Genomic DNA, 26,529 nt, shown 5'->3' with positions numbered 1-26,529 from the left:
TTTTGCGGACCTCAGAACTGGTCTGACTTGCCGACAGTCCAGGGGGGGTGCTCAGTAGGAATTGCGAGCCCACATGTCTTTTTCGTCCTCGACGATGGCATCCCATCCCATATTGGCCACGTGTCCGTCGACGTAGCCGATGTTGGCGGTGAGGTTGGGATGTCGGGTGGCGGCCATTTCGGACGAGGCACTGAGGAGGTTGGGCGTGTTACCGCGGACGAGCATCCAGGTTCGGAAGCGCTTGGTGCCGTCGGCGTAGAGGGGCCGTCCGGTGTCGCCGGTGAGGAAAACCTGGGTGGGTCGGCGGAAATTGCTTAGTCGTTTGACATCGCCGGACATAGCGGCTCCGTCGTTGGTGGCGTAGTGGAGAAGCCGGAGGTTCGCGCCGTAGCCGCCGCCCCAAGTGGCGAAGCCGGGGCGCGTGGTCATTTCCTCTTCGGAGACTTCGGGGCAGTGCCACATCCCTTCATCGAACGTGCCATCGCCACTTTCCAAGGAGGGGGCGTTGGCGGCGAGCAGTTCGTACCAGGCCGGCCCGTTGGAGGGATGGGCCGGGTTGTTGCTGGTAGAGGGGCCGGTGCCGGGCCGGTGCATGAGGAACGGCGGGAGCCAGTCCTGCTGATCTGCGGCGTAGATGTGAAAGCCCATGACGATCTGCTTGGCGTTGCTGCCGCACTGGATAGTCCGGGCGGTGGCGCGGGCTGTGCCGAGGGCGGGCAGCAGGATGGCGATCAGCAGGGCAATGATAGAGATGACAACGAGAAGCTCGATCAACGTGAATGCGGCATTTGAATCGGTTGTGCAGTGACGCATCGGTAACTCCTGGTCCAGTAGGGGGTTTGCGGACCTTGTTTGATCATTTTGTCACGACCGCCCGCCACGGGCAGACGGCGGTGCCACGGGCTCGGCCGCTCCGCATCAATGCCGATGCGTGGTCGACCGGCCGGTCGTGGACGTTCAACACGCAGTGGAAAATCAGTTCATGCATGAGCGGTTGTGAAGATGTTTTTTTCGAACCGGCCAACTGATGAAGCGGGCTGAGCGGAAAAGCCTATTCCAAAAATGAATTCATCGACCAAAAATGTACATTAACGATATGTAACCGTCAACCCTTAAATTTCTGAAAGAAACCCGTTAATTGTTAGCTAAAACAAAATTATCGTCGTAAAAAACCCCTTTTATAATATACTCGATTGGTATAGAATTGAGGTCAAGTTATTGGTGGCCCTGTCTCAGCAGGCGTTTTGGCTGTTGATCCGCCGTGATTTTCTGTTTTAAGGAGCCCTGCATGTCGCTTTTTTGTGCCGGACGTGTCGATGTGATTCTGTTATGTCTGCTGGTGAGCCTGGTGGGGGTGGGTGGCGGAACGTCCGCGGCAGCGGCGGAGGCGGATCCTTCGCCGCGGCACGTGCGGGTGTTGTGGATGGAGCAGCCGCAGCATGAGGCGGTGGTGTCGTGGACGACGCACGCGCCGGGCGAGGCGCATCGACTCTACTACGACACGCAGCCGCGCTATGGCGAACTGGATGACTACGCCTACGAGGCGGGCGACCTTGAGAGCGGCGCGTACACGCTTCGCAGTGCGGACCGGGAGCGATTCGGGCCGGGCTATTACCATCACGCGCATCTGGACACGCTTGAGCCGGACACGGTTTACTACTTCGTGGCGGTGACGGATGGCGAAGTTTCGGAGGAGTTTCACTTCATCACCGCGCCGGCGGACGACCCCCGGCGGGTGCGGATCATCTTCGGCGGCGACTCGCGCATCGCGGGCGATGAGCCTTACGTGCATGAAGATCGGCGGAACATGAACCGCCGCATCGCTCGGCTGGTGGAGCAGTACCCGGACATTCTTGCGTTTGCGCATGGCGGTGACTACTGCCAGCGGGCGGAGTGGCGTTACATCAAACCGTGGCTGGACGATCATGAGCTGATCGTCACGGCCGAGGGGCGGATTCTGCCGATCATCCCGGCGCGAGGCAACCATGATCGCGGGATCGTGTTCGAAGAGAAATTCCACTGGCCCGGTCGCGAGCGGGACTATTACTACACGACGCAGTTGACCGGCCAGATTGCACTGATCACGTTGAACACGGAGATCAGCCTCGGCGGCGACCAGCGTACGTGGCTGGCGGATGAGTTGTCGGAGCTTCGGCCGACGAATCGGTGGCTGTTTGCGCAATATCACAAGCCGGCGTATTCGAGCGTGCGTGGCATTCCCGATGGCGAATCACGTCGGCGAAACTTTGTGCCGTTGTTCGAGCAGTACCGGGTGGACCTGGTGTGCGAGTCGCATGACCATGCACTGAAGCGGACGGTGCCGATTCGCGATGGGCAGCCGGACTTTGAGGCGGGGATCATCTACATCGGCGACGGTGGTCTGGGTGTGCCGCAGCGCGAGCCCGACCCGAGTCGATGGTGGTTTGAGGAGCCGGGCTTTGCGAAGCCGACGCATCATGTGCACATGCTGACGTTCGAGCACGATGCGCTTCGTGTGCAGGCGTTCGGCATGGACGGCGAAACGCTCGACGACTTCACGGTCGAGCCACAAGTGCAGGTGACGGCTGAGGCGTCGCGATGAGCAGCACCTTGGCGTCTTCGACGCCCGATGCGGGCATCTCGCATGGTGTGCTCGACGACGCGCGGGCTGCGCGCCGGTTGGCGTGGGCGAGCTGGCTGCTTCGGCTGGCGCTGCTGGGTTACGCCGTGGGCGTGCTGGGGCAGGTGTGGCAGCAGATGGGCACGCTGACGGGCAGCTATCTGTTCATGCATCATGGCATCCCGCATGCGACGGTGGCGACGTGGGAGCGGGGGGTATCGGTGGTGCTGGCGGTGGTGATCGTGGCGGCGGTGGTTCGGCCGCATGTGTTGCTGCTGCTGCCGGTGGCGGCGGTGGTGATGACGGAGGCGGTGTGCGGGTACGTGTTCGGCGGGTATCACTTTTCGGAGTGGACGGTCGCGGCACATGTGATGCGGTATGTCGCGCCCCTGGTGCTGGCGATGCTTGTGGTCGCGCCCGGGTTGCGGTGGTGGTCAGCGCGGCGGCGGTCGATGGCTGCGGCGTGGGGGCTGCGGCTGGGGCTTGCGTGCCTGTTCGCGACGCACGGGTTGGAGGCGTATCGACTTCACCCGGGCTTTGTCGACCTGATCATCGGCTCGGCGGACAACGTGCTTGGCGTCCGGGTGAGCGAAAGCCAGGCGGGAGTGATGTTGCGCGTGATCGGGGTGATCGATTTGATGGTGGCGGCGGCGGTGCTTGTTTTGCCGATGCGGTATGTGCTGTGGTGGCTGGCGTTTTGGGGACTGGTGACGGCGCTGTCGCGGACGACGGCGCTGGGGCTGGGGCACTGGCATGAGGTGCTGTTGCGCAGCTCGCACGTGCTTGGGCCGTTGGCGTTGTGGCAGGTGATGGTGGCGGTGCGGTTGTATCGGCGTCCGGCTCACGAGCGGGCGAGCGAGGCAGTGGTGCAGGGGGCAGGTGCAGCGGAGGGCGAAGCGGCGTGATGCGACATCAGCGTGACGTGATGTGATGTCGGCGAATGCCCGGCCGGAAATATCGAACCAGAAAGATGTGTATGAATCAGCGTCAGACCAGTATCAATCGCCGGGCGTTTCTTGCCGAATCGACGGGGGCTCTGATGGGAGCGGCGCTTTTAGGACAGTGGGGGTTGCCTTCGCAAGCGGTCGCATCCGAGGCCTCCGGTGCGCAGGGGTGGTCGTTCGTGCTGCTGGGCGACCTGCACTACGACCTGTGGGAACATCATGACATGGACTGGGTCAAGCGCGAAAAACCCCGCTCCATCCGCCAGATTGAAGGTTACGTGCGCGTGACGACCGAGCTTTACCCGCACCTGGGGGCCGAGATTCGCCAGGTCATCGCGGGCACGCCCAACCCCGTCGATTACGTGATCAACATCGGCGACTTCGTACAGGGGCTTTGTGGCAGTTATGACCTGCAGATGAAACAGTTCGAAGATGCTTTGGACTGGATCAGGCAAAGCCGGTGGGGGGCACCGTACCTGATGACCATCGGGAACCACGACATCACCGGGCCCGGCGCCCGCGAAGCCTACGAAGACAAGATACTGCCTTACATGAGCCGGCAGATAAACCAAAGACTTGATTCGTCGAACTTCATCGTGGAACACCGTAACGCCATGTTCGTGTTCGTTGACGCCTATGACCGGGGACGCATCAACCCCTGGCTTGAGGAAGCGTTGAGGCAACGGTCGGCAGAACATCTCTTTGTCATTGTCCATCAGCCGGTGGTGCCGTATCACGGCCAGGCGGCCTGGGCGGTCTACGGCCAGCCGGGGCAGGAAGAAGATCGACAGAAGTTCCTGAACATGCTCGGCGAACACGAGGCGATCGTGCTCAGTGGTCACTTGCATCGGTACGGCTTGGTGCGTCGACACACGCAGCAGGGGCGTTTCGTGGAACTGGCAATGAACAGCATCATTCGATCGAAGGATCATGAGGCTCGCCGGATCCTGAAAGGAGTGGAGCATCGTCCGGACATGGAGATGCTCGAGCCGGACTTCTCGTCGGACACCGACCCGACGCGAGGCGAACACCTGAGGGCGGAAAGGCAGGCCATTGATCAGTTCGAAACGGGACAGCTCGAAGGTTACGGCATGGTGCAGGTGAACGGCGGCAAGGTTTCGGTCGATCTTTACAACGGGCTGGGCAGACGCAAATGGAAAACGCTGGACCTGACTTCCATACTCAAGGCTCGAAGGCCTGCCGACGCGGTCCACTTGGCCAGGCCGTGACTGATGTCGCGAGCCGTGCAACCCCGCATCCTCCACCTCGCCGAGGAGCCGCCTGAGACGACAAAACGCGTCGCGATGGTACGTGGAGGTATCAGGAGTGCAATTCGTATCAACATCGGGTTCGTAACCCGCAACGATGGCTCCGCCCTCCCCTTGGGAGGGAAGGCGGGGTGAGGCCACGCGCTAGTGATGACTTGAGGCTGTATTACTTGGTGTCGGCGTGGTCGCGATCTTTTGCGGCAGAAAGGTTAGAGGTGGGCGCGGGGCCTGTGGAACTGCCGACGAAAAGCGGCAGTCGGCTGGGTTCGAGCAGGAGTGAGCCGACCCACTGGTCGTTGGAGCCGCTCAGCCAGTCGAGGCAGACGGAGAGGTAGGGCGTGGGGTCCGGGGTTTCGATCGAGGTCAGCGAGGGGGTCATGAAGCGGGCGAGGCCCTCGTCGTTGATGACGCAGACGGAAATATCTTTGCCGACCTGGATGTTGCGATCGGCCATCGCGCGGGCGGCGCCGATGGCGGCTGGCGCGGTGAGGCATAGCAGGCCGGTGCCCTGGAGCTTGCCTTCATCAAGGATTTTGCCCATCTGCTTGTAGGCGGACATGAGCGGTTGTTCGTAGGGTTCGATCGGTTCGCCGAGCACGCGGCCGGCCATGCGGTGGCTGGCACGCCAAAGGTTCCATTGGTCGATGCGGGCGCGCACCACGGGGTCGACGGTCTGGACGTTGAAGCAGTCGATGTGACGGTGGCCCAGCTCGGCGAGGTGGTCGAGCAATTGCTGTACGACGACGGCGGGGAAGAGGTTGATTGAGGGCAGGCCCAGCGTGCTCATGTCCTGACCGAGGATGACCAGCGATCGGCCGGCGGTGCGCAGGCGCTCCATGATGCGGTCGGGCATCGGCTCGCAGTTGGGGATGAGGAACATGCCGTCGAGGCCCTCGGCGGCGTCGAGCAGCACCGGGTCGTCCCAGTGCACATAGAGAATGGTCCGGGTGACCATGTTGAACTTCTCAGCCAGGCGATCAAGTGCCAGGCGCCACTGTTCGACATCGCTGGATACCAGCGAGGGCACGAGAAACGCGACATGGAGCAGGCGCGTCTCCGCTTCGCGGCTGACGACCAGCCGACCGTTGGGCTGGCGCTGCAACAACCCCTTCTTGACGAGGAACTGCACGGCCTTGCGTGCGGTCATTCGCGAAACGCCAATTTCCTCTGCCAGCTCCCGCTCCGCGGGCAACTCCTTGAGCAGGTAGTCCCCGTGGCGGATACGGCGTTCCAGAATCCGCTCAATCTGCTTGGCCTTGGACATCTAAGATACCCTCATAGAAGCGTGTAACGCCTCAGAGAATAACCTATATCGGTCTATTATTCAAGTTTTTTTACCACAAAGGGCTGTTTGGCGGTCTGGTCTAGTCCGAAGCACGGCCGAGGCCCCCGCTCATTCCTCAGGCGGGTAGCGATCGAACGTTTTGCCCTCGTTGTCGATCGCCTCGAGCCAGCGATCCTGCTCATGAAGCGTGACGATGATGACGTGGTGGATGCTGTGGGCTTCGTCGAGGTACCAGACTTCTTCTTCAGGACCGGTTTTGACGGGTCGAAGCTGAACGCCCCAGGCGCCATCGCCGACATAGAGCGTGCCGGTGGGGTCGACCTGGCCGTCGCGGAGGCGGTGCGTGCGTTTGTAGGCGTGGTCGTGGTTTTCGAAGGCGATATCGACATCATGCTTGTCGAAGATGGGTGGCCAGTGGTTGCGGACGTCGCGGCTTCGGCCGTCGTAGAAGTGTCGGACGGAGGGGTAGGCGGGCACGTGGTAGACTGGAAAGACGTGCGTGATACCGCGCTCGCGACGCTCGGCGAGTTGCTGGTCGAGCCAGTCGCTCTGTTCGCCGTCGACGGGGATGATGTGGCCGGAGTCGAGGATGATAAGGCTGAGGTAATCGCCGAAGTCGAGGGTCGCGTAGCCGGGCCAGCCGGGCATGGTGAACAGGTCGTAGAAAAACGGTGCTTTGGCGCGGTCGCGTTGCCAGCCGCCGTCGACTTCGTGGTTGCCGATAAGTGGGATCATGGGAATGATTCGACCGTCGGGGGTGACGGCGGTATTTTTCCAGGCTTCGAAGAAGTCGAAGAGGCGGTCGACCTTGTCGGGGTGGCCGTCTTCGTAGGCGAGGTCGCCGCCGAGTACAGCGAACATGGGTTCGCGGGCAGCCATCTGCTCGTTGACGATTTCCATCCACGTGCGTCGATGCATCAGGTCGCCGCCGACGACGAAGACGACCGGCTCGCTGGCGTCGGCGGGCATGGTGCGGAAGCGGTACTCAGGGCCGGCGTCGGTGAAGCGGAACAGGTAGTCGGTGTTCGGCTCGAGGTCGACGATTTCGACCGCGTGGATGAAGCGGTCGGTGTGGGGGAAGGGCCAGTGCTCGCCGATCGCCTGCTGCCAAGGGGCGTCATGGTCGTCGGCCTGGCGGTAGGCCAGTTCGCTTGGTCGGCTGTCGTCAAGCGTGTGCCACTGCACGGTCATGGTAGTGGTGGGGTCCTGCTGCCAGGTGAGGTAGAGCGCGGGCGGGTCGAACGGCTCGGCATGAGCAGGCCCGCCGAGCATTGCAAGCATCAGCATGAAGATCAGTACGCGGATATGTTTCATCGGGCAGCACTCCAAATCTAGGCAGAAACGTCGGGGCGCGAGTGAGACAAAAGACCCCCATCGGCCGGCACGGGGGGCGGATGGTCGACCGATGGGGGGATTTGTTCAAGCCGACTGTCGTCGTCGACGGGCGAACAGGCTCAGCCCACCGGCGAGCAGCAGTGCCGCTGATGTGGGCTCCGGGATAAAGCCATACTCATCAATGATGTTGCCGTTGATGTCGATGACCTGAAGCAAGCGGTATTCGCCGAGGATGGTCATGTGGATGACGTGGTTGACGCTGGCGGCTTCGTCGAGCCACCATGCTTCGTCCGGGTCGTGGACATCTCGCGTTGAGGCCCCCCATGCGCCGTCGCCGATGTAGAGCACGCCGGTGGGGTCGATTTCGCCGGCACGGATGCGCGGGGTTCGCTTGTAAGCATGGTCGTGGTGCTCGAAGGCGATGTCGATGTCGTACTTGTCGAAGATGGGGGTCCATTCGTCGCGGACCTCGGTGATGCGACGGTGGTCGAAATCGCGCGACGAGGGGTAGGCGGGGATGTGATAAATGGGGAGGATGTGGTCGACGTCGCGCTCGCGTCGCTCGGCGAGTGTTTCGTCGAGCCATTCGTTCTGTTCAGGCACGGGGACGAAGTGGCCGGTGTCGAGGGTGACGAGGCTGAGGTAGTTGCCGAAGTCCATGGCGACGGGGCCGGGCTGTCCGGGGAATTTGAAGAGGTCGAAGAAGTAGGTTCGGCCGGCGTTGGGGTCGTTTGAGTCGGTGTAGCCGCCGGTGAGTTCATGGTTGCCTGCGACGGGGAGCATGGGGATGAGTCGGCCGTCGGGGGTGACCATGCGGTCGCGCCAGGCGTCGAAGAACTGGTGCCAGTTGTTGACGCGGTCGGCGCGGCCGTCGTCGTAGGCGAGGTCGCCGCCGATTACGGCGAACATGGGGTCGAGCTTGGCGACTTGGTCGTGCATGTCGCGGTATCGGCTTTGGCTCTGTCGGATGTCGCCGCCGACGACGAAGTTGATCGGCTGGCTTGAGTCGGCGGGCATGGTGCGGAACTTGTAGGTGTCGCTGTAGCCGGGCAGGCGAAACTCGTAGTCACGATTGGGATCGAGGCCGGTGATCTCAACGGCGTGGATGTGTCGGGGCGTGTCGGGGAAGGGGGTGTAGGCGCCGGACTGCGTCTGCCAGGTGGTTTCACCCAGCGGGCGGTACATCAGCGACGTGGCGCTGACGTCCATGAGCGTATGCCACTGCACGGTCATGGTGGTGGTAGGGTCCTGCTGCCAGGTGAGATAGAGCGCGAGCGGATCGTTGGCTCTGGCAGCCGGGGTGAGGGCCACCAGCGCGAGCAGGAGCGTGAGCGAGCGGGCGAGCCCGCCGGTTGATTCGATCGGTCGTTTGAGCATCGCATCGTTCCCTATGTGTGAAACAGTGCTTGGATGGCGCGGACGTGCACCAGGCATTCAAGGCGACGGGCCGCCATCCGGAAATCAGTGTGCGTTCACTCGTCCGCGGTGGCCGGTGCATCGGCATCGGCGCGGACGCGTTGGACGAGGAACGTGAGGATGCCTTCGATGATCGTGTCGCGCTGCGGATGAACGTGCGTGAGCACGGAGGCGACGTAGAGCGTTCGGCCGGTCGGTTCGCCGCGCAGGTTGAAGTGCTCGGTGAATACCGCGCCGTCGCCGCGGGCGCGGCCTTCTTCATCCACGAGCGAGATCAACGCTTCGTACTCGTCGCGGCTGCGCAGTTCGACCTGGGGCCGCCAGCGTTGATCGCCCTGCTCGGGGTAGTCGAGCGACTCGGGCAGGCCCAGCTCGCGGAGGGTGGCATCGTGCACGATGAAGCGGAGCTGCTCGTCTTCTTCGGGGCGTTCGAAGCCGAAGGCGTCGCCTTCCTGTTCGCCGCTGGCCAGCAGCATGAGGCCGAATCGCCCGGCGCTGAGCACCTCTTCGCCTCGCTCGTCGGCATAGAAGGGAAACGGCAGCGAGGGCAGTACGGCCAGCACGCCGCCGGCCCGCAGGTAACGCAGCAGGGCACGTTCGACGTCGCCCGGCTCATGGACGCTGCGGCGGAACGCCTCGCCGGAGAGGTAGAGCGTGACGGGATAGCGGTCGGGTGTGAAGTGTTCTTCGTCGACCATCTGTTCGCCGGTGAGCGGGGCGAGCACTTCTTCGACGCCGCGGTCACGGAAGAAGCGGGCGACACGGTTGCCCGGCTCGGCCATGGGCATCACAGCGATGGGGGCGATCGTCTCCAGCTTCGCGAGCCAGTCTTCGTCGACCTCCGCTTCTTCGGGGGCGAGGAAGCGGTCTTCGCGCGTGACCGAGTTGTCGGCGTTGAGGGTGAGCAGCGTCCAGCCTTCGGGTTGCTGGTCGTGCGGCAGGCCGAAGGAGATCGCAGGGGCGATGATGTGGCGGGTGCCGTCATGCTCGTGTTCGAGCGGGCGGTGGGTGTGGCCGGCGACGAGCAGATCGACCTCGGCCCGGGCAAGCAGTGCGAGCAGCCGGCTGCGCGATTCGGGTTCGATGTTGAAGTAGTCGTTCGGCTCGTCGGGTTGCTCGACGAACGGCGGGTGATGGGTCATCACGATGGTGTAGCTGTCGGCGGGCTCGGCGAGCGATTCTTCGAGGAAGGCCCACTGGTCCGGCTCGCGCTGGAGATCGGTGCCCATGAGCAGGCTGTTGAGGGCGACGAGGCGGACGCCGGAAGCGAGTCGGGCTTCGTAGAACGATGGACCGAAGGCGGACTCGTAGTGGGCGAGGCGGTCATTGGAGAGGTTGGTTTCGCGATCGGGCAGCGGCTTGTTGCCGATGTCGTGGTTGCCCGGCACGAGGTGGACGGGGGCATCGAGGCGGTCGATGTAGCCCTGGAAATCTTCGACGGCCATGCGGAAGCCGTGCGTGGTCAAGTCGCCGGCGATGAGCACGGCGTCGACCTGCTCGGCGTTGACCTTTTCGATGATGCGTTCGAAGTTGCGGCGATGCTCGGCGGCGTCGGGTCGCACGGAGATGTGCGGGTCGGCGAGCAGGGCGATGCGCAACTGCGGGCGGGGCTCAGCCTCTTCGGCGGCGGCGGGGTTGAGGTTTGCAAGAACACTGGCCAGCAGCCAGCCGACGATCAAGAGCATGAATCGCATGATGGGACTCCCGCGAGGTCAACCGGGCTGTGGTGAAGCGGAATGAAAGTGGTTCTATACCAAAACAATCTAAATTCGCATGGATGTTTCTTCCGCAACCGCTGTGTTTCGCTGTATCGACCCTGATTTAAGGGGGTTCATCTAAAAATCGAATGTTTCAGGTAGAACGACTTGCTATTTTTTGTACATACATGGTATAAGATTTAAAATTGGTGTCAACCCGTCCAGTCCCGTTCAATCTGCTTGTTTAGCCCTTCGAAAGGAGACTTGCGAATGTCTTTGATCACCCGCAGGGAGTTTCATCACCGCGTTTCCGCTGCTGCCATGACGTTGCTGGCGGCGGGTGGCGTTGTGGGGTCACGTGTCGGCGGCGATGCGATGGCCATGGCGACGACTTCGGCGTCGCCGGCGGGGGCGCGCGTTGATCCGAAGGGGCTGCACGGCAAGGTGATGTGTGGCTACCAGGGGTGGTTTCGCAGCCCGGGTGATGGCAGCGGGCTGGGGTGGCAGCATTACGTAAAAGGCGACCGATTCGAGCCGGGCCATTGCACGATTGACTTCTGGCCTGACCTTTCGGAATTTGACGACGACGAAAAGTTCGCGACGCCGTTCCGTCATGCCGACGGATCGACGGCGTACGCGTTCAGCTCGCAGCATCCCAAGACCGTCGACCGCCACTTTCGCTGGATGAAAGACTACGGCATTGATGGCGTGTTCGTGCAGCGCTTCGTGGTCGAGGTTGCCCGGCCGGGCGAGGAAGGCATTGCGCGGCGCGACTCGAATGACGTCGTTTTGCAGCATTGTCGCGCGTCGGCCAACCGGCACGGCCGAGCGTATGCGGTGATGTACGACCTCAGCGGCATGGGCGCCGGGGAGATGGAGCGCGTCAAGGCTGACTGGCGTCATCTGGTGGACGACCTGGGCTTTCTGCGGCGCGATGATGATCGGCAATACCTGCATCACGACGATCGGCCGGTGGTGGCGGTGTGGGGCGTGGGGTTCGGGGATCGTCGGCGGTACTCGGTCGCGGAATGTGACGAGTTGATCGAGTTTTTCAAGAACGACCCACAGTATGGTGGCGTGACGCTGATGCTCGGCGTGCCGACCGGCTGGCGCGAGCAGGAGCGCGACGCGAGCAGTGACCGGGCGTTGCCTGCCGTGCTCGCGAAGGCGGACATCATTTCACCTTGGACGGTCGGGCGATTCCGCAATCCGAGCGATGTCGCGGAGCATGCGGAACTGTTCTGGCAACCCGACCTGAACTACTGTCAAGGTCGCGGGCAGACATACCTGCCAGTCGTGTTCCCCGGCTTCAGCTGGGTGAATCTCAAGGGCCTCTCGTCCGACCAGCAGATTCCCCGGCTTGGAGGGCAGTTTCTCTGGTCGCAATACGCGGCGCTGCGCGAGATGGGGGCGCCGATGGTTTACCAGGCGATGTTTGACGAGATCGATGAGGGCACGCAGATCTTCAAGGTCACCAACGATCCGCCGGTGGGCGAGAGTGTCTTTCGCACATACAAGGGGCTGCCGTCGGATCACTACCTCTGGCTTGTCGGTCAGGCGACACGCATGATTCGTGGCGAGGCGGAGCATCGCGCGACGATGCCCCTGCGTGTCGGCTCGGAAGCGATTCAACGCGAGTTGATGGGCTGAGCGTGACGCAGGGCGATTTGCAATTTTCAGGTTGTGGTCGCTCGCCTTATCGCAGGCGGACTTTTACGGTGCGAATCTGAAACGGTGTAAAGCGGAGTCGTACTCGGCCGGTGGCTTCGTGGGTCTGGGTCGTTCGTTCCAGCAGATCCGTTTCTTCCACATGCGAGACGGGCCGGTCGAATACGAGGTTGGCTTCGCCCCGGCCGCCGCGGATTTCGTACAGGCGTAGCACGATGCCATCGCCATCTTCAGCGAGCTTGACGGTGTCGATGACGACGCCGGGCGCGTGCTCGCCCTCGAGATGTGCGAAGCTGGCCACGGGGCTTTGGTGCGTGTCTGCCTGCGGGAAGTACTGTGCCGGGGCCTGTGCGGGTGCGACGCGCAGCGGCTGGTTGAGTTGCTCGGCCGCTTCGACGATCGCGCCGGCGTCAAAGCCGTCGTGTGGCATCAACGCATAGCGGAATTCGTGGACCGCCATGTCCGCTTCCGGATCGGGCGATTTCGGGGAGCGCAGCAGGGAGAGGCCCATGACGTGTCGATGGCAGGAGTGGCCGTACTTGCAGTCGTTGAGCAATGCCACCCCGAAGCCGGTTTCGGAAAGGTCCATCCATCGCTGGGCGGCGACTTCGAAGCGGGCGTAGTCCCAACTGGTGTTGAAGTGGTTGGGCCGTCGCACGTGGCCGAACTGAATTTCGTACGTGGCGTAGTCGGCGTGGATGTCGACCGGATGCAGGGCGCGCAGCAGGCGATGGCTTTCACGCCAGTTCACCTGCGTGTGGAACTCGACATAAGGCAGGCCGGCTGTCACCTGCACGCGCTGGACGCATTCACTGGCTTTGCCGATAGCACGACGAAACTCGATTGCGACGCGGACGGGGCCTTGCTCAATGATTTCGCATTCCACCGGCGAATCGAGCGGGCCACCCTGCCCGAGGTAGCCGATGTCGATATCCCACGCGTCCCAGTCGGCGGGGAAGTCTTCGTAAAGCATGAGCTGGTTGGCGGGCTCGTCGGCCTTGATCGCTTCGCGGCCGGTGGGCCTGTGGATGAGCGACGTGACCTGGCCTTCGTCGTTCAATCGCACCTTGAGCAGCTCGTTCTCCAGCGTCAGGCCGTCTACGCGCACGCGCGATGGCGGCGTCCCGTGGTCTGCCGCCGATTTGGACGAAGGGGCAATCAGCGTGGCGCTCAAGGGTGCGACATCACGCATCTGGACGAGCATTTGTTGGCGCTGGTCGAAATCGTGGACCGCCTGTGTCGTGAGATGTTCACCATCGTTCATCTGCCACGACCGCCCGGCCGAGTCCGCGTCGGTGGGCATGCATAACACGGCATCGCGATCATGCGAACCGCTGTTCAGTACAAGCACGGCTTCATCGGCTTGCGTCGCGGCCTCGCCCGCGCCGTCGCTCGGCGTGATGCGCTGCATCGCCCGGGTCAGCAGCTCATTGCCCGAGGTGAGAATGTCTTTGTAGTCGCGCAGCGCATCGTCGTAGACCCACTGGATCGATGAGCCGGGGATGATGTCGTGAAACTGATTCAGCAGCAGCAGCTTCCACAACCGATCAAGCTCGGCGCGTTCGTCGGCGGTGTCGCCGCCGAGGCATTGGGCGAATTCGACATCCTGGAGCAGGCGTTCGCCGAGGCGGTTGAATTTTTTGCAGCGAGCCTGGGTGGTGTACGTGCCGCGATGAAGTTCGAGGTAGAGCTCGCCGACCCACTCGGGCAGATTCGGCGCATCGTCGACGAGGATGTCGACGAATTCATCAACGCGGGAGAAGCGGGTTTTGGGCAGGCCCGCAGTATCGGGAGCGCGTCGGATGCGTTCGATCATCGGCTCGGTGGGGCCGCCGCCGCCGTCGCCGTAGCCGAACACCTGTAGAAAGTGCGGGCTCGAGCCGGCCTGTTTGTAGTTGCGGTCGCCGTGGGTGAGCTCTTTGGGGGTGTTGGTCGAGTTGTAGTTGTCGGTCGGGAAAAAGTGAGCGGGGATGCTTGTACCATCGATGCCGACCCAGTTGAAGCTGTGGTGGGGGAATTTGTTGAACTGGTTCCAGCTGATTTTTTGCGTGAAGAATGCATCCAGGCCCGACTGCTTGAGGATCTGTGGCAGCGCGGCGGAGTAGCCGAACACGTCCGGCAGCCAGAGGTAGCGTTGCTCGACGTCAAAGTGCTGCTGCCAGTAGCGTGTACCCTTGAGAATCTGCCGAACGAGCGATTCGCCGGAGATGACGTTGCAGTCGGCTTCGACCCACATCGCGCCGCCGGCTTCCCACTGGCCGGTGGCGACGCGTTGTTTGATCTGCTCGAAGAGGTCGGGATACTGCTCGCGCACCCACTCGTAGGCCTGGGCCTGGCTTTGGATGAAGCGATACTCGGGATGTCGCTCCATGTAGCGCAGCACGGTGGAAAACGAGCGAGCACACTTTCGCTTGCTCTCGCGGACGGGCCAAAGCCAGGCAAGGTCGATATGGGCGTGCCCGATGCAGTGGGCGGTGTTGCGGTCGGCTTCGCCGGCCACGTCGAGCATGCGGCCGATGATGTGCCGGGCGCAGGCGATCGCCACGTCGAACTGGTCACGGCGGATGGCCTGGCAGACCTGTCGAATCGCGCGGTTCAGCTGGCGGGCACGCGAGGTATCCGACGGCAGCGAGCGTGCCAGGTCCAGCAACATCTCAAACTCATTGACCATCGCAGCGCGATGGGGGTGATAGCAGGCAAGGTGAGCCTGTTTGAGTGTGCCGGCCTGCGTGCGGGCGAGGTCGCCGATGCGTCCCGGGTCGCCGTAGAGCGGACCGATGCCGAGCATGTGGTTGCACGCCGCCTCGATAAAAACCTCCAGCGATTGGCCCGGACGAACGCTGGCGGGCAGCTTGACATCCTGACGATGCAGCTCGACGCCTTGGTAGGGCTTGCCGTCCCACCAGCAAAGCGCTTCGGTGCCGGTGTCGAAGAGCAGGCGGAAGTCCTGGTTGGCGAATGTGCGTGGCACTTCACCGCGCAGCCGAAACCACGCGGTGGACCAGACGGGGCCCCAGTTGAAGTTCAAGTCCACCGAGCGGTAGTCTTGCGAGATCGCCGCGTCGTAGCCGATGGGCGAGTCGCACTGATGAACCGCAACATTCAGCGGGATGAGATCGGTAAAGACCTGCGGGCGAAGCACGTCGTTGAGCAGACGCTCGGCTTGATGCTGATCGATCGTGGGCGCGTATTCGATCATGGGAGATCCTGCGTTGAGGCTCGCGGGGGAAGCGGACTCCGCGGCAATCGTGTCTTTGGGGATAGTTGTCATAGCGAGGCTTTCACTTTCTTTACATTATCACAATCGGTGATCGGCTTGCGAGCGGGCGGGCCTGTGGATTCGCCGATGAACAGTGGGACATCGGTCGGCTGCATCAGCAGCGAGCCCGCCCAGCCGTCGTGGTGGCGCTGCATTTGGGTGAGGCACAGTGACAGATAGGGCGTCGGATCATGCATTTCCAACGATGTCAGTGACGGCGAAAACATGCGGGCGATGTTTTCGTCGTTGACGACGCAGATCGAAACATCGTGGCCGACCTTGTACCCGCGGCTGTGCAAGGCTCGTACCGCACCAATGGCTGAGGATGCGGTGGTGCACAGCAGGGCGGTTGTTTCAAGTTCGTCACGATCGAGGATGCCCCGCATTTGTTGGAATGCTTCGGTCACGGGCGAGGCAGGTTGCTGCACCGGCTGCCCGAGCAGTTGGCCTGGCATGCGATGCGCCGCGCGCCAGAGTTTCCACTGGTCGATGCGCTCTTCAATGCTTCGATCAACATGCTGCACGTTGAAGCAGTCAATACGTCGATGACCAAGTTCGGCGAGCAGATCCAACAATCGGTGCGTCGCGGCCGGCGGAAGCAGACGGATGGACCGCAAGCCTTGGGCAATCATGTCTTGGCCGAGGATGACGACGGCTTCCCGTGCCTCGCACAGGCGATCGACGATGCGACCGGGCACCGGCTCGGCAATGGGCAGGATGAAGACGCCATCGAAGCGCTCGATGGCATCCAGCAGGACCGGGTCGTCCCAGTGGGCATAGAGCAGGGTGCGGGTCACGGCGGTGAATTCTTTCGCCAGAGCATCAAGGGCGAGTCGCCACCGCTCGAAATCGGTTGACGAGAGGCAGGGGGCAAGGAATGCGATGCGGGCCGGATGCTCCGCTCGTTTGCGGTTCATCGTCACCCGGCCGTTCGTATCGCGCTGGAGGATGCCGGTGTTGATGAGGTTGAGCACAGCCTTGCGGACGGTCATGCGGGACACGCCGGCCTCCTCGGCGAGCTCGCGTTCGCCCGGCATGTCCTTAAGCAGGTAGTCGCCGAGCCGAATGCGCCGCTCCAGCATCGTCTGGACTTGCGTCAATTTCATAGGCTTTCGCTCAAAGTGAGACGGGAGATCGCCCATTGATGGACCGCGTGAAGGTCATTATTTAATTTTTTATACCAAAATGAAGCGAAATACAAGAGTGATTTGTTTCACGGTGCGGTGTTTCAGGACGTGCGGATGTATTATGTTTCCTTCTGAGGATCGCTTTCGAGGAATCATTTATAAGCGTAAACATCTAGACATAAATATTTTATGTTGAAAATGAAAAGGGCTGATGTGTCGCTTTGCCGCAGGCGGGGTGTCAGGCAGGATCCAGGATTGCCAATGGGGTGAGGTTTAGGGTTGACAAGGTTTAGCCCAAGTAGGTATATTTATCTGTGGTTGTTCTGAGTGCCTTTCATCTGTCTTCATCTGTTGAGTTTGGTATGGCTAGATCGCTCCAAATTGATCGCCGAGGGTTTCTCAAGGGCTTCTCCGGCGCGTTGCTTGGAGTGGCGTTCGTGGGGCATTCGCCGGTTGCCGCGGTTCAGCGGTCGGTCGAGACGACCGAAGGCAACGGGTGGAAGATCGCGCTGCTTGCGGATCCGCACGTGTCGCTGCGGGAGGATCACGCTGCGTTTCGCGCCAACTTTGAACGTGTGATCGAGCAGGTCAACGCGGCGGAGGTGGATGCGGTGCTGATGGCGGGTGACTGCACGACACATGGCTTCGCCGCGGGCGTGGAAGACTTTCAGGAATACATCTCCTGGCTGAACGTGGAGAAGGTCTGGTGCACGCCGGGCAATCACGACATCGGCAACAAGCCGATGCCGGAGCGGTCGTCGCACTTGTCGGACCGTCGCGTGGAGCAGTGGGAGGAAGTGTTCGGCCGATCGTTTTATGAGACGCAACTCGTGCCGGGCGTTCGCCTGGTGGTCGCCAATTCGTCGTACATGGGCATGGGGCTCGAAGGCGAGCCGGCACAGTGGGCGTTTCTTGAAGAGCAACTCGCCCGGCCGACGGATGACTTTACGGTGTTCATGGCGCATTACCCGCTGTTCGTGCGGGAGGTGGATGAAGAGGACGCGTATTTCAACATCGAGCCTGAATCGCGTCAGCGCATGCTGGGTTTGCTGAAACAAGGAGGCGTGGATTTGTTCGTCTGCGGCCACACGCACAACCCGCGTGCCTTCGAGCACGACGGTATTCCGCATGTCATCGCCCCGGCGATTTCATTCGGCTTGCCCCATGATCGCCAGCCTGAAGGATGGACGATGTTGACCATTGACCCGTTGGGCAAAGTCGCTCACGAAAATCAAATGCTTACATAGGTTTGTTGGGAATGACGTCGGCCTGTCGAGGCCGAGGAATGAATCACATGTTTCTGGTGTCAATCGACGGTCGCCTGCACGTTGTAGGCTCGGCTGGGCACCTGGCGGATTGCGGGCACGGCGCTCGCACATTTCGAGGAGAACTTGCAATGCATATCGGAAAAGGCATTCTGGCCGCGGGACTCGCAGCTGGTCTGGCGCTGGGGGCGTCGACGGCGGAGGGGGCGGAAGTGATCGCTCAATGGGATTTCAATGATCTGGATAATCAGTTCGAACCATCCATCGGCGCAGGCGTGCTCGACAACGTGAATACCTCGTGGGGCAGTCCTGCCGATGACGGGTCGCCCAACGATCCGGGTGTCCCAAACAATCGGAACCGTCTCAGCAGTTGGAACATGGGTGATCCGATTCCGGACAAGTCGCGAGGCTGGCAGATTTCGGTCGACACCTCCGGCATGTCGGACATCGTGGTCTGGTGGGATACCGCCTACAGTTCGAGTAGCCTATCGCGATACTGGACAGTCCAGTACTCGATTGATGGCGAAAACTTCATCGACTACGACCTGATCGAGCGCGAAATCGGTTCGTCCAGCGGCTCTACCTGGGTCACCCACATCTATGACCTGTCCGAAGTGGCAGGCGTGAGCGACAACTCGGACTTCGCTTTCCGTGTGATGAGCACGATGAAGCCCGGGACGAATGAATTTGAGGGTATCAGTGGGTCGGTGACGACTTCATCTGGCGCTCAACTCTATCTGGACCTGATCACCGTGCAAGGCGTCCCGGAACCTGCATCGTTGGCGTTAGTCGGGGCGGGCGGCATGATGCTGCTGCTGCGTCGACGCAGCGCATCGACGAAATAAAACGCGATAAGGCGGGGGTGGTGGCTGGCGTCAGACAGCTACCACCCCCGCCCCATTCGTGCAGCGTGCCTTTGCGATGATGTGCCAGGCAAACGCACGCTGCACGGTGGGGCAGAAACACACTGTATTTTTGTGAAACGAATGACCCCCGGATCGAAATACCCTATAAAGGAGTTTGCCATGAAAACCAGACAGGCCTTTACTCTAATTGAGCTTCTCGTCGTCATATCGATCATTGCGATGCTTATCGCCATTTTGCTGCCTGCGCTCGGTGCCGCACGGGAAACGGCTCGCAACGTGCAATGCTCGGCGAACATCAGACAATTCGGATTGGCGGACGCGATTTATCAGGCGGACTTCGACGGGTGGAATGTGCCGTTCAGCTTTCCGGCTTCATACAATAGCCAGACTCGCAGCAACACGAGTTCTCAGCGGCGATGGCACATGAACAATTACTTTACGGAACTGCTGAATACGACGCCGGACCTGCGCGGCACGAGCACGGACAATAAATTGTGGCAGGTCGAGTCGCTGTGCCCGAATGCGGCATATGCCCACGCCGATGCGGCCAGTAACTTCGGCGGCACATCTCGATGGGTTCCAGGCAACACCCATGCGTATTACTCCTATGGCATGAATGTCGAAACTGGGCGAGACCACGATACGCTGAGCAGCTCCTCCGGGGCAGACCCGCGCCACCAGGGGCATCGCATCGACTGGGTGACCAGCCCATCCGACTCGTTCTTCTTTGCTGACTCGGGCCATGAACGGATCGACCACACCAACGCCCGCCGTGGCACTTGGTTTGAGTACACTAAGGAAACGGCGCCGGGGCAGGGCATGGCCTTCCGCCACCAGTCGAATGCCAGCGCCATGACCGGCAACAGCAACCTTCTATTCTTCGACGGGCACGTGGAGTCATACTCCTTTGCTGAGATCGAGGTGTCTTCACGCAACAGTCGGCTCTGGCGTTCGCGTGACTGAAACCTGCGATTCGACGAGCAGCGATATTCCGTTCGATTGTGACGAACGTCCGGCTCGATATGCCAATGCCCAGGGGTGAAAGTCTCTGGGCATTCTTCCCGGTGGCATGTGAATCAACGCTCAATACGAGCGCGCAACGTTTAAAGTTATGGTGAACTCCGTTAATACTTGTGGACGTCGTGATACGAGCGATTGGTTTGCTGCCCGCGGTGAATGGCGGATCGTGGTGTTTGCGCTGTTGACTTGGCTTGCGATCGCGGCCGCTTCGAATCTGGCGGCCGGGAGCCCTGTTGACGCTGATGCGTCGGAGCAGGAACTGGTCGTGTGGGTCGCCTGGCGCGACCGGGGGCTGGAGGCGGCGTTTCGGCAGTTTGAGCGGCAGCATCCCGGGGTGCGGATTGTGGTGTCGCTGGGGGCGGGCCCGAGCGGAATGGATCCACAGAAGTTGATGACGGGCATTGCCGGGGGCAGTCCGCCGGATGTGTTGATCCAGGACCGTTTCACGGTGGGCGAGTGGGCGTCGCGGAACGCGTTTGAGCCGTTGGACGAATTCGTCGAGCGCAGCCGATCGCGGGAGGCGGCAGCGGACGCGGCACTGGAAGCGGTCGAAGCGGGGGATGGGGAGGCCGTGTCGCGGGCATTGGACGAAGTGATGGGCTCGCTTGAGCCGGTGGGGAGGGGGCCTACATTACGCGCGGCCGAGCGATTGAATGCCGCCCTTGAACGTGGCACGGCGCTGAATGATCTCGTTGATGAAGCACGGGAGTTGGCACGTCTGTCGCAGGGGATTGATTCTGAAGCGTACTACCATGCGACGTGGGCCGAGGCGTCGGTGGGTGAGGGTGCCGATCGGCGGGTGTATGCGATTCCGCTCAGCACGGACGTGCGCGTGCTTTATTACAACGAAGATCTGCTCGAGCGTGAGGGGTTGGTGGACGAGCATGGCCGGGCACGGCCGCCGCGGGATTGGGACGAGTTGCGTGACTATGCCAACCGGCTGACCGAATATGACGCCGCGGGACGGATGACACGGCTGGGCTTTGCGCCGAACTACGGCAACAGTTGGCTGTACATCTATGGTTGGCTGAATGAAGGCGAGTTCATGACGCCGGACGGGCGGGAAGCGACGCTGGCGGACCCGCGCATTGTCGAAGCGCTTCATTTCATGCGCGACATCTACGACGATCTTGGCGGGGTGGAGGCGGTCGATGCGTTTCAAAGCACTTTTCAGGGCGGCGAACTGGACCCGTTCCTGAGCGACCGGGTGGCGATGAAAATCGATGGCAACTGGTTTCTAAATGACATTGCCGACTATGCGCCGGGCTTGCGATTTTCCGTAGCGCCGCCGCCCGCGCCGGCGGGTAACGAGTCCATCACGTGGTCAGGCGGCTTTTCGTGGGCGATTCCACGTGGCTCGCCGGATCCGGAACTGGCTTTTGAGTTGGTCCGTTTTCTGATGACGGACCGAAGCTGGGAGCATCAGCACCAGGTGCGGGCGCAGTTCGCTGCGAGTCGCGGGCGTAGCTACGTGCCTGAGATTGCGCCGCGTGCGGACGTGAACGAGATGCTCATCGACCGGTTTGTCGAGGGCAACCCGGATCTGCCGCGGCGGATTCAGGATGCGTTTCGGCTGAGCACGGAGGTGATGGAAATATCGCGCTTCCGCCCGGTGACGCCGGTGGGGCAGTTGTTGTGGGATGAGCATGTGCGAGCGTATGAGCGGGCGGTGCGACATACGCTGTCGCCGGAGGATGCGCTGCAGCGTGGGCAGCAGCGTGTGCAGCGCCAGCTTGATCGAATCCATGCCGACCATGACGATCCGCCTGTGCCGTGGGGATGGGTGATGGTCGGCGGCGTGGCTTTGGGGCTGGCTGGGATGGCGGGGCTGTACTGGCATATGTGGCGGCGTGATCGGTTGCGCGAGGTGTTTCGTGAAGAGACTTTGTGGGGGGTGTTGTTCGCCTCGCCTTTCCTGCTGGGGCTGGTGTTTCTGACGGGTGGCCCCATCCTCGTGTCATTGATCTACAGCCTTTCTCGGTATGACGTCTTGCACCCGGCTGAATTTGTGGGGCTGGAGAACTATCGACAGCTTCTGTTTGAAGACAGCCTGTTCTGGTACTCGCTGGCGAATACCGGTTTTATGCTGCTGGGCCTACCGTTGACGATGGCGATCGGGCTGGGTGTGGCGATGCTGCTGAACATGAACGTGAAGGGCATGGCGGTTTATCGCACGATCTTCTATCTGCCGGCCATTGTGCCGGCGGTGGCGAGCGCGATCCTGTGGATCTGGGTGCTCAACCCGGAGATCGGGCTGGTGAATTCGTTCTTGCGCATGATCGGCATCCGCGACCTGCCGCTGTGGCTGCACAGTTCCGCGTGGCTGACGGGTTCGAAGTCGGCCATCATCGTGATGGGCTTGTGGGGCGCGGGGGCGAGCATGATCATCTGGCTTGCCGGGCTCAAGGGCATCCCCCAACATTTATATGAAGCAGCGGAGATTGACGGCGCGGGGCCGTGGCACAAGTTCTGGGCGGTGACGATGCCGATGCTTTCGCCTTATATCTTTTTCAATTTGATCATGGGTACGATCGCGACACTGCAGATTTTCACGCCGGCGTACATCATGACGCAGGGCGGGCCAGACGATTCGACCCTGTTCTTTGCGTACTACCTCTTCAACAAAGCGTTTCGCTATTTCGAGATGGGCTACGCCTCGGCGATGGCTTGGATCTTGTTCGTGCTGACGCTGGCGTTGACGATCATTCAGATGAAACTGGCGCACCGCTGGGTGCATTACGAGGCACCGTGAACGTATGAAGCGCGTGTTTATTGGTTTTGGATTGATGGCCCAGTTGATGGCCTTGGCGGTCATGGCGGTGGCGGTGCTCGTGGGCGATTTTGCGCACGGCATCGGCGTGCTGATTTATGTGGCCGGGCTGTTCGCGGCCTTTTCGCTGGCATGCGCCTGGGCGCTGCCGATGGCTTGGCTGTCGCGGCTGCTGGCGACCGGGGCGCTGGTGATTGGTTCGCTGCTGTTTTCCTTTCCATTTGTGTGGATGCTCAGCACGAGCTTCAAGTATCCGGAGGAGATCTTTGTTTATCCGCCGCGATGGGTGCCGGTGATTCCAGAGCCCGTGCGGCAGTCGCCCTACATCACGCTGGAGGAACTATCGCCGATGGTTCGCCCCGAGGCGCTGGCGGTCTCGCGTTGGGATGAGATGGAACCGGAGCTGCGGGCACTGCTGTGGCGACATGCCGAGCCGAGGATTACGGCGCAGCAGATGGAAGGGGTGGAAGCGGCGATGCTGCGTGAGGCGGTGGTGACCGGCCTGTGGACGAGCGTCACCGCCGGGCTGCCAACAGCCACGTGGGAGGGGGAAGCAGAATCGATCCTGCAGGCTGTGGAAGGACGGCTGGATGATGATCGCGTCGGCGATGTCTGGCCGACGATTCACCGTGGTGTGGCGTTGCGCAATGTGATGGTGCGCGACGAGCAGCTGTTGGATCATCCACTGGACGCGGAGCGATCGTTACTGGATCACTGGCAGGCAGAGGCTGGATCGCCCCTGCGTCTCATGCACGAACCGAGCGAGTCGCCGCAGGATGCGGTTGCGCATCTGGCCTATGACCTCAGTGAGACGGATGAAGCGACGATGGTGGCGGACTTCCCGCTGCCCGTGGCCATGGAGGAATGGCTGGCGGTGACGTTGCCGATTCGGCAGGACCGATCGTGGCATCGACTTCGTGTGGAACTTGAAGTGAATGGTCGGCGTTACGTTCCCCAGGATCGGTTGTTCCTCGGTCAGCGACGATGGCAGGAGATCACGTTCAAGTTCAAGCACATGGACGATCGCGACGAACGCGACCTGGGCGTGTGGCAGTTGGTGCCCGCACAGTTGAGTTCCGCCGAAGCAGGGGAGGTATTCAACCAGCCAGGCCATTTCCGCATGCGGCTGCATATCGAGCGCAGCAGTCGGCTTGGGCAATTATGGCACAAGTACACGGACAACTATCGCCAGGCATTTCTCAGTACGCCGTATCGCTGGCATTACGTGTTCAACAGCTTTTACCTGGTTGTGCTGACCATTATCGGGCAGATATTTGCTTGTTCGCTAGTGGCGTATTCGTTTGCAAGGCTACACTGGCCGGGACGCGATGTGCTGTTCGTGGTGTTGTTGGCGACGATGATGCTGCCGCCGCAGGTGACGATGATCCCTGTGTTCATGATCTTCCGTGGCCTGGGTTGGTACAACACACTGATACCGCTGTGGATTCCTTCGTTCCTGGGCACGGCGTTTTTCATCTTCCTCCTGCGACAGTTCATGAAGGCCATCCCTGCCGAACTGGAGGACGCAGCGCGAATTGATGGCTGTGGTTACTTCGGCATCTATTGGCGGATTATCCTCCCGCTGATGAAGCCGGCGCTGGCGGCGGTGGGCATCTTCACTTTCATGAACACCTGGAACGAGTTCATGGGCCCGTTGATTTATCTCAATGATCAGCGTTTGTACCCGCTCGCATTGGGCCTGTTCGATTTCCGTACCGAACATGGCGGCGACTTCGGCCTGCTGATGGCCGCCTCAACATTGATGACCCTGCCGGTGGTGGCATTGTTTTTCATGGCTCAACGCTACTTCATTCAAGGCATCACGCTCACCGGCATTAAGGGTTGAAATGCGAAGCATCGGGCGTGGCACATGACGGGCACAAAAGTGTATTTATTATTTCATGTGAAAGGATGGACGCGATGGAACGTAATTGGCATGTAACCGTATCTCGCCGGGTCTTCCGCCTGGCGGGCATGTTAATGATGGGCGTAGTCTGTCTGGTCTTGGCCGTCCCGGCGAACGCCGACTTGGCGCCGACGGATGAGGTGATCATCGACTTCGACGCGATATGGCGGTATCACGACGGCAACGAAGATCTCGGCGAGGCATGGCGCGAGCCGGACTATGACGACAGCGAATGGGCGGAAGGGCCCGCGCTGCTGGGCTATGACACGTCTGGTCGACACACCCGCTGGCCCGAGCCGGGGCTGCAGACGGAAGTGGAAAACAATCTCATCACCTATTACTTCCGTAAAGAGTTCCACTACGATGGCCCGCTGGAGGCAGTGGAACTTCGGCTGGACGAGATCGTTGACGACGGCGCGGTCTATTACCTCAACGGTGTGGAGATCGGCCGCAGCGCCATCATGCCAGACGGCGAGGTCGGGTTCGGAACGCGACCGACGGGCGTGACGAACCCGATTGTGAGAACGGACATCTTTGAAGTTGATGCGTCGCTGCTGCGTGAGGGGCGCAATGTGCTGGCGGTGTCGGTGCACAACCAGGGCACGAGCAGTTCGGACATCTGCCTCGGCGCTCGCCTGGTTGCATCCGAGCCGGTGCAGACACCACTGGCGTTGTACCTGACCTGGCAGCAGGACCCGACGACGACGATGACGATCCTCTGGCACACGGAGGACGAAGACGACCCGGCAGTGCTTAAGTATGCCGATGGGGATGAAGAGAACTGGCAGCGCATTGAGCCGACCAGTCACCCGATGACGTTTTCGGATCGTCACATTCGCACGGCCGAGTTGACCGGGTTAGAGCCGGGCTCGAGCTACCGGTTCCGGATTTTCCGTGATGAACGCGGACAAAGCAGCCCGTTCTATTCGTTCCGCACGATGCCCGCGGACGCGAGCGAGCCGATTCGCTTTGCCGCCGGCGGCGACACACGACACCGCCAGCGCTGGATGGAGCAGACCAACCGCGTGGCGATGCAGTACGACGTGGACTTCATGCTGTGGGGGGGTGACCTGGCCTACGCCGATGGGCGCGAAGATCGGCTTGACCGGTGGTACGAATGGTTTGACGCCAATCTGAACACGCTGATCGATGACGACGGCCGGGTCGTGCCGGTTGTGCTCGCCATCGGCAACCATGAAGTGCGCGGCTTCACCTACTACGGTGACGATCGCGGCCGCGACGCCTACGAGGACACAGATGAGTTTCGTGAAGCCATTGCACCTTACTTCTATAACCTGTTTCCCTTCCCGGGCCATCCCGGCTATGCCGTACTCGACTTCAGCGATTACATGAGCATCTTCCTTCTCGACTCGGACCACAGCGGCCCGATCGAAGGCCAGCAAACCTCGTGGCTGGAGGAGCAACTTGACCAGCGGAGCGATGTGCCGCACGTGTTCCCGATTTATCATTCGCCGGGCTTTCCGTCGCATCGCGACTATAACCGCACGATTGCCCGTAATGTACGAGAGCACTGGGTACCGCTGTTCGAGCGACACAATCTGACCGTCGTGTTCGAGAATGATGATCACACGTACAAGCGCACCGTACCCATTCGCGATGAACAAGAGCACCCGGAAGGCGTGGTGTACATCGGCGACGGTGCATGGGGCGTAGACGTTCGCACCGTGCATCCGGTTGACGAGACTTGGTACCTCCAGCGAGCCGAGTCCATCCGGCATCTGATTCTCGTGACGATCCAGGATCGGCAGCAGGACTTCAAGATTATCAGCGAGGATGGAAAACTGATCGATCATTACATACCGCCATCGCATCGCCGGTAAGGATTACAGCGAGCGATCCATGCATTGTGAGGCAGGGTCTGTCAGCTTTATGCTGGATGCGAGCCTCTGCGTGGAGGCGATCAAGCTGGCGTTGGCAATGGACGCATCGGTGATCTTTGACAGCGATCAGGGCAGGCAGCCAGTTCACCAGTGGCCGCGCCAGGCGTTCGGCGGTCTGACGTCGGCGGAGATTAGGGCCTGGCGACGCCGCCATGGCCGGTTCAGCGAATGAAAGGAGGGCGATGTTCCCAAGTTCGCAATGC

At 61.3% G+C, this 26,529-nt stretch carries 18 protein-coding genes; 11 read left to right on the top strand and 7 right to left on the bottom strand.

The genetic code is table 11. The annotated features are described in order from the left end of the window. Window positions 1–51: 51 nt before the first annotated feature. Window positions 52–813, bottom strand: a complete 762-nt coding sequence (locus ACERK3_07410) for a prepilin-type N-terminal cleavage/methylation domain-containing protein (GenBank protein MFA9478124.1) — start codon at window positions 811–813, stop codon at window positions 52–54. 475 nt (window positions 814–1,288) lie between these two features. Here ACERK3_07410 and ACERK3_07405 point away from each other — a divergent pair, with 475 nt between their 5' ends. From ACERK3_07405 to ACERK3_07395, 3 genes are all read left to right on the top strand, one after another. Then, window positions 1,289–2,581, top strand: a complete 1,293-nt coding sequence (locus ACERK3_07405; protein MFA9478123.1) for a fibronectin type III domain-containing protein — start codon at window positions 1,289–1,291, stop codon at window positions 2,579–2,581. Continuing rightward, a complete protein-coding gene (locus tag ACERK3_07400) occupies window positions 2,578–3,504 on the top strand; it encodes a hypothetical protein (protein ID MFA9478122.1) in 927 nt (308 codons plus the stop codon). The genes ACERK3_07405 and ACERK3_07400 overlap by 4 nt, the downstream gene beginning before the upstream one ends. Window positions 3,505–3,575: 71 nt before the next feature. Next, window positions 3,576–4,772 carry a metallophosphoesterase gene (locus ACERK3_07395; GenBank protein ID MFA9478121.1) on the top strand — a complete coding sequence of 399 codons (1,197 nt, stop codon included), beginning with the start codon at window positions 3,576–3,578 and terminating at the stop codon, window positions 4,770–4,772. Window positions 4,773–4,977: 205 nt separating this feature from the next. Here the strand turns inward: ACERK3_07395 and ACERK3_07390 are convergent, their stop codons facing one another. The 4 genes from ACERK3_07390 to ACERK3_07375 form a co-directional block, all read right to left on the bottom strand. Then, entirely contained in the window at window positions 4,978–6,075 is a 1,098-nt protein-coding gene (locus tag ACERK3_07390; protein MFA9478120.1) for a GntR family transcriptional regulator, read from the bottom strand. A 129-nt stretch (window positions 6,076–6,204) separates the two neighbouring features. Continuing rightward, a complete protein-coding gene (locus tag ACERK3_07385) occupies window positions 6,205–7,410 on the bottom strand; it encodes a fibronectin type III domain-containing protein (GenBank protein MFA9478119.1) in 1,206 nt (401 codons plus the stop codon). A 105-nt stretch (window positions 7,411–7,515) separates the two neighbouring features. Then, the gene (locus tag ACERK3_07380) at window positions 7,516–8,808 is read right to left on the bottom strand and encodes a fibronectin type III domain-containing protein (protein ID MFA9478118.1); all 1,293 of its coding nucleotides are present in this window, start codon (window positions 8,806–8,808) and stop codon (window positions 7,516–7,518) included. A 95-nt stretch (window positions 8,809–8,903) separates the two neighbouring features. Next, window positions 8,904–10,541, bottom strand: coding sequence for a metallophosphoesterase (locus ACERK3_07375; protein MFA9478117.1), 1,638 nt, complete (start codon window positions 10,539–10,541; stop codon window positions 8,904–8,906). 273 nt (window positions 10,542–10,814) lie between these two features. Between ACERK3_07375 and ACERK3_07370 the strand changes: the two genes are divergently transcribed. Continuing rightward, window positions 10,815–12,194 (top strand): glycoside hydrolase family 71/99-like protein, encoded by a 1,380-nt coding sequence (locus tag ACERK3_07370; GenBank protein MFA9478116.1) that lies wholly within the window; start codon window positions 10,815–10,817, stop codon window positions 12,192–12,194. Between the two features lie 46 nt (window positions 12,195–12,240). On the opposite strand, the gene ACERK3_07365 is transcribed toward ACERK3_07370, so the two are convergent. Continuing rightward, window positions 12,241–15,411: an alpha-mannosidase gene (locus tag ACERK3_07365; GenBank protein MFA9478115.1), complete on the bottom strand. Its 3,171-nt coding sequence runs from the start codon at window positions 15,409–15,411 to the stop codon at window positions 12,241–12,243. Window positions 15,412–15,479: 68 nt separating this feature from the next. Further along, complete coding sequence (locus ACERK3_07360; GenBank protein MFA9478114.1) at window positions 15,480–16,577, bottom strand: substrate-binding domain-containing protein; 1,098 nt, start codon at window positions 16,575–16,577, stop codon at window positions 15,480–15,482. A 383-nt stretch (window positions 16,578–16,960) separates the two neighbouring features. Here ACERK3_07360 and ACERK3_07355 point away from each other — a divergent pair, with 383 nt between their 5' ends. The 7 genes from ACERK3_07355 to ACERK3_07325 all read left to right on the top strand — a co-directional run bounded on the left by ACERK3_07355 (window position 16,961) and on the right by ACERK3_07325 (window position 26,498). Beyond that, window positions 16,961–17,845, top strand: coding sequence for a metallophosphoesterase (locus ACERK3_07355; protein MFA9478113.1), 885 nt, complete (start codon window positions 16,961–16,963; stop codon window positions 17,843–17,845). 149 nt (window positions 17,846–17,994) lie between these two features. After that, window positions 17,995–18,708 carry a PEP-CTERM sorting domain-containing protein gene (locus tag ACERK3_07350; GenBank protein MFA9478112.1) on the top strand — a complete coding sequence of 238 codons (714 nt, stop codon included), beginning with the start codon at window positions 17,995–17,997 and terminating at the stop codon, window positions 18,706–18,708. 180 nt (window positions 18,709–18,888) lie between these two features. Then, window positions 18,889–19,692 (top strand): type II secretion system protein, encoded by an 804-nt coding sequence (locus ACERK3_07345; GenBank protein MFA9478111.1) that lies wholly within the window; start codon window positions 18,889–18,891, stop codon window positions 19,690–19,692. Window positions 19,693–19,840: 148 nt separating this feature from the next. Continuing rightward, window positions 19,841–22,501 carry an extracellular solute-binding protein gene (locus ACERK3_07340; protein ID MFA9478110.1) on the top strand — a complete coding sequence of 887 codons (2,661 nt, stop codon included), beginning with the start codon at window positions 19,841–19,843 and terminating at the stop codon, window positions 22,499–22,501. Window positions 22,502–22,535: 34 nt separating this feature from the next. After that, complete coding sequence (locus ACERK3_07335; GenBank protein ID MFA9478109.1) at window positions 22,536–24,365, top strand: ABC transporter permease subunit; 1,830 nt, start codon at window positions 22,536–22,538, stop codon at window positions 24,363–24,365. Between the two features lie 74 nt (window positions 24,366–24,439). Then, the gene (locus ACERK3_07330) at window positions 24,440–26,266 is read left to right on the top strand and encodes a fibronectin type III domain-containing protein (GenBank protein ID MFA9478108.1); all 1,827 of its coding nucleotides are present in this window, start codon (window positions 24,440–24,442) and stop codon (window positions 26,264–26,266) included. Window positions 26,267–26,285: 19 nt separating this feature from the next. Beyond that, window positions 26,286–26,498: a hypothetical protein gene (locus ACERK3_07325; protein MFA9478107.1), complete on the top strand. Its 213-nt coding sequence runs from the start codon at window positions 26,286–26,288 to the stop codon at window positions 26,496–26,498. Window positions 26,499–26,529: the final 31 nt, after the last annotated feature.

The organism is Phycisphaerales bacterium AB-hyl4, assembly GCA_041821185.1.
Classification (GTDB): domain Bacteria; phylum Planctomycetota; class Phycisphaerae; order Phycisphaerales; family Phycisphaeraceae; genus Natronomicrosphaera; species Natronomicrosphaera hydrolytica.
Note: the sequence above shows the minus strand (reverse complement) of the source record. Positions and strands in the feature narration are given on the sequence as shown.

Excerpts from the sequence above, each read along its gene's own strand:
- ACERK3_07410 (MFA9478124.1), bottom strand. The coding sequence starts at position 813 with ATGCGTCACTGCACAACCGATTCAAATGCCGCATTCACGTTGATCGAG.
- ACERK3_07405 (MFA9478123.1), top strand. The coding sequence starts at position 1,289 with ATGTCGCTTTTTTGTGCCGGACGTGTCGATGTGATTCTGTTATGTCTG.
- ACERK3_07400 (MFA9478122.1), top strand. The coding sequence starts at position 2,578 with ATGAGCAGCACCTTGGCGTCTTCGACGCCCGATGCGGGCATCTCGCAT.
- ACERK3_07395 (MFA9478121.1), top strand. The coding sequence starts at position 3,576 with ATGAATCAGCGTCAGACCAGTATCAATCGCCGGGCGTTTCTTGCCGAA.
- ACERK3_07390 (MFA9478120.1), bottom strand. The coding sequence starts at position 6,075 with ATGTCCAAGGCCAAGCAGATTGAGCGGATTCTGGAACGCCGTATCCGC.
- ACERK3_07385 (MFA9478119.1), bottom strand. The coding sequence starts at position 7,410 with ATGAAACATATCCGCGTACTGATCTTCATGCTGATGCTTGCAATGCTC.
- ACERK3_07380 (MFA9478118.1), bottom strand. The coding sequence starts at position 8,808 with ATGCTCAAACGACCGATCGAATCAACCGGCGGGCTCGCCCGCTCGCTC.
- ACERK3_07375 (MFA9478117.1), bottom strand. The coding sequence starts at position 10,541 with ATGCGATTCATGCTCTTGATCGTCGGCTGGCTGCTGGCCAGTGTTCTT.
- ACERK3_07370 (MFA9478116.1), top strand. The coding sequence starts at position 10,815 with ATGTCTTTGATCACCCGCAGGGAGTTTCATCACCGCGTTTCCGCTGCT.
- ACERK3_07365 (MFA9478115.1), bottom strand. The coding sequence starts at position 15,411 with ATGATCGAATACGCGCCCACGATCGATCAGCATCAAGCCGAGCGTCTG.
- ACERK3_07360 (MFA9478114.1), bottom strand. The coding sequence starts at position 16,577 with ATGAAATTGACGCAAGTCCAGACGATGCTGGAGCGGCGCATTCGGCTC.
- ACERK3_07355 (MFA9478113.1), top strand. The coding sequence starts at position 16,961 with ATGGCTAGATCGCTCCAAATTGATCGCCGAGGGTTTCTCAAGGGCTTC.
- ACERK3_07350 (MFA9478112.1), top strand. The coding sequence starts at position 17,995 with ATGCATATCGGAAAAGGCATTCTGGCCGCGGGACTCGCAGCTGGTCTG.
- ACERK3_07345 (MFA9478111.1), top strand. The coding sequence starts at position 18,889 with ATGAAAACCAGACAGGCCTTTACTCTAATTGAGCTTCTCGTCGTCATA.
- ACERK3_07340 (MFA9478110.1), top strand. The coding sequence starts at position 19,841 with ATGGTGAACTCCGTTAATACTTGTGGACGTCGTGATACGAGCGATTGG.
- ACERK3_07335 (MFA9478109.1), top strand. The coding sequence starts at position 22,536 with ATGGCCCAGTTGATGGCCTTGGCGGTCATGGCGGTGGCGGTGCTCGTG.
- ACERK3_07330 (MFA9478108.1), top strand. The coding sequence starts at position 24,440 with ATGGAACGTAATTGGCATGTAACCGTATCTCGCCGGGTCTTCCGCCTG.
- ACERK3_07325 (MFA9478107.1), top strand. The coding sequence starts at position 26,286 with ATGCATTGTGAGGCAGGGTCTGTCAGCTTTATGCTGGATGCGAGCCTC.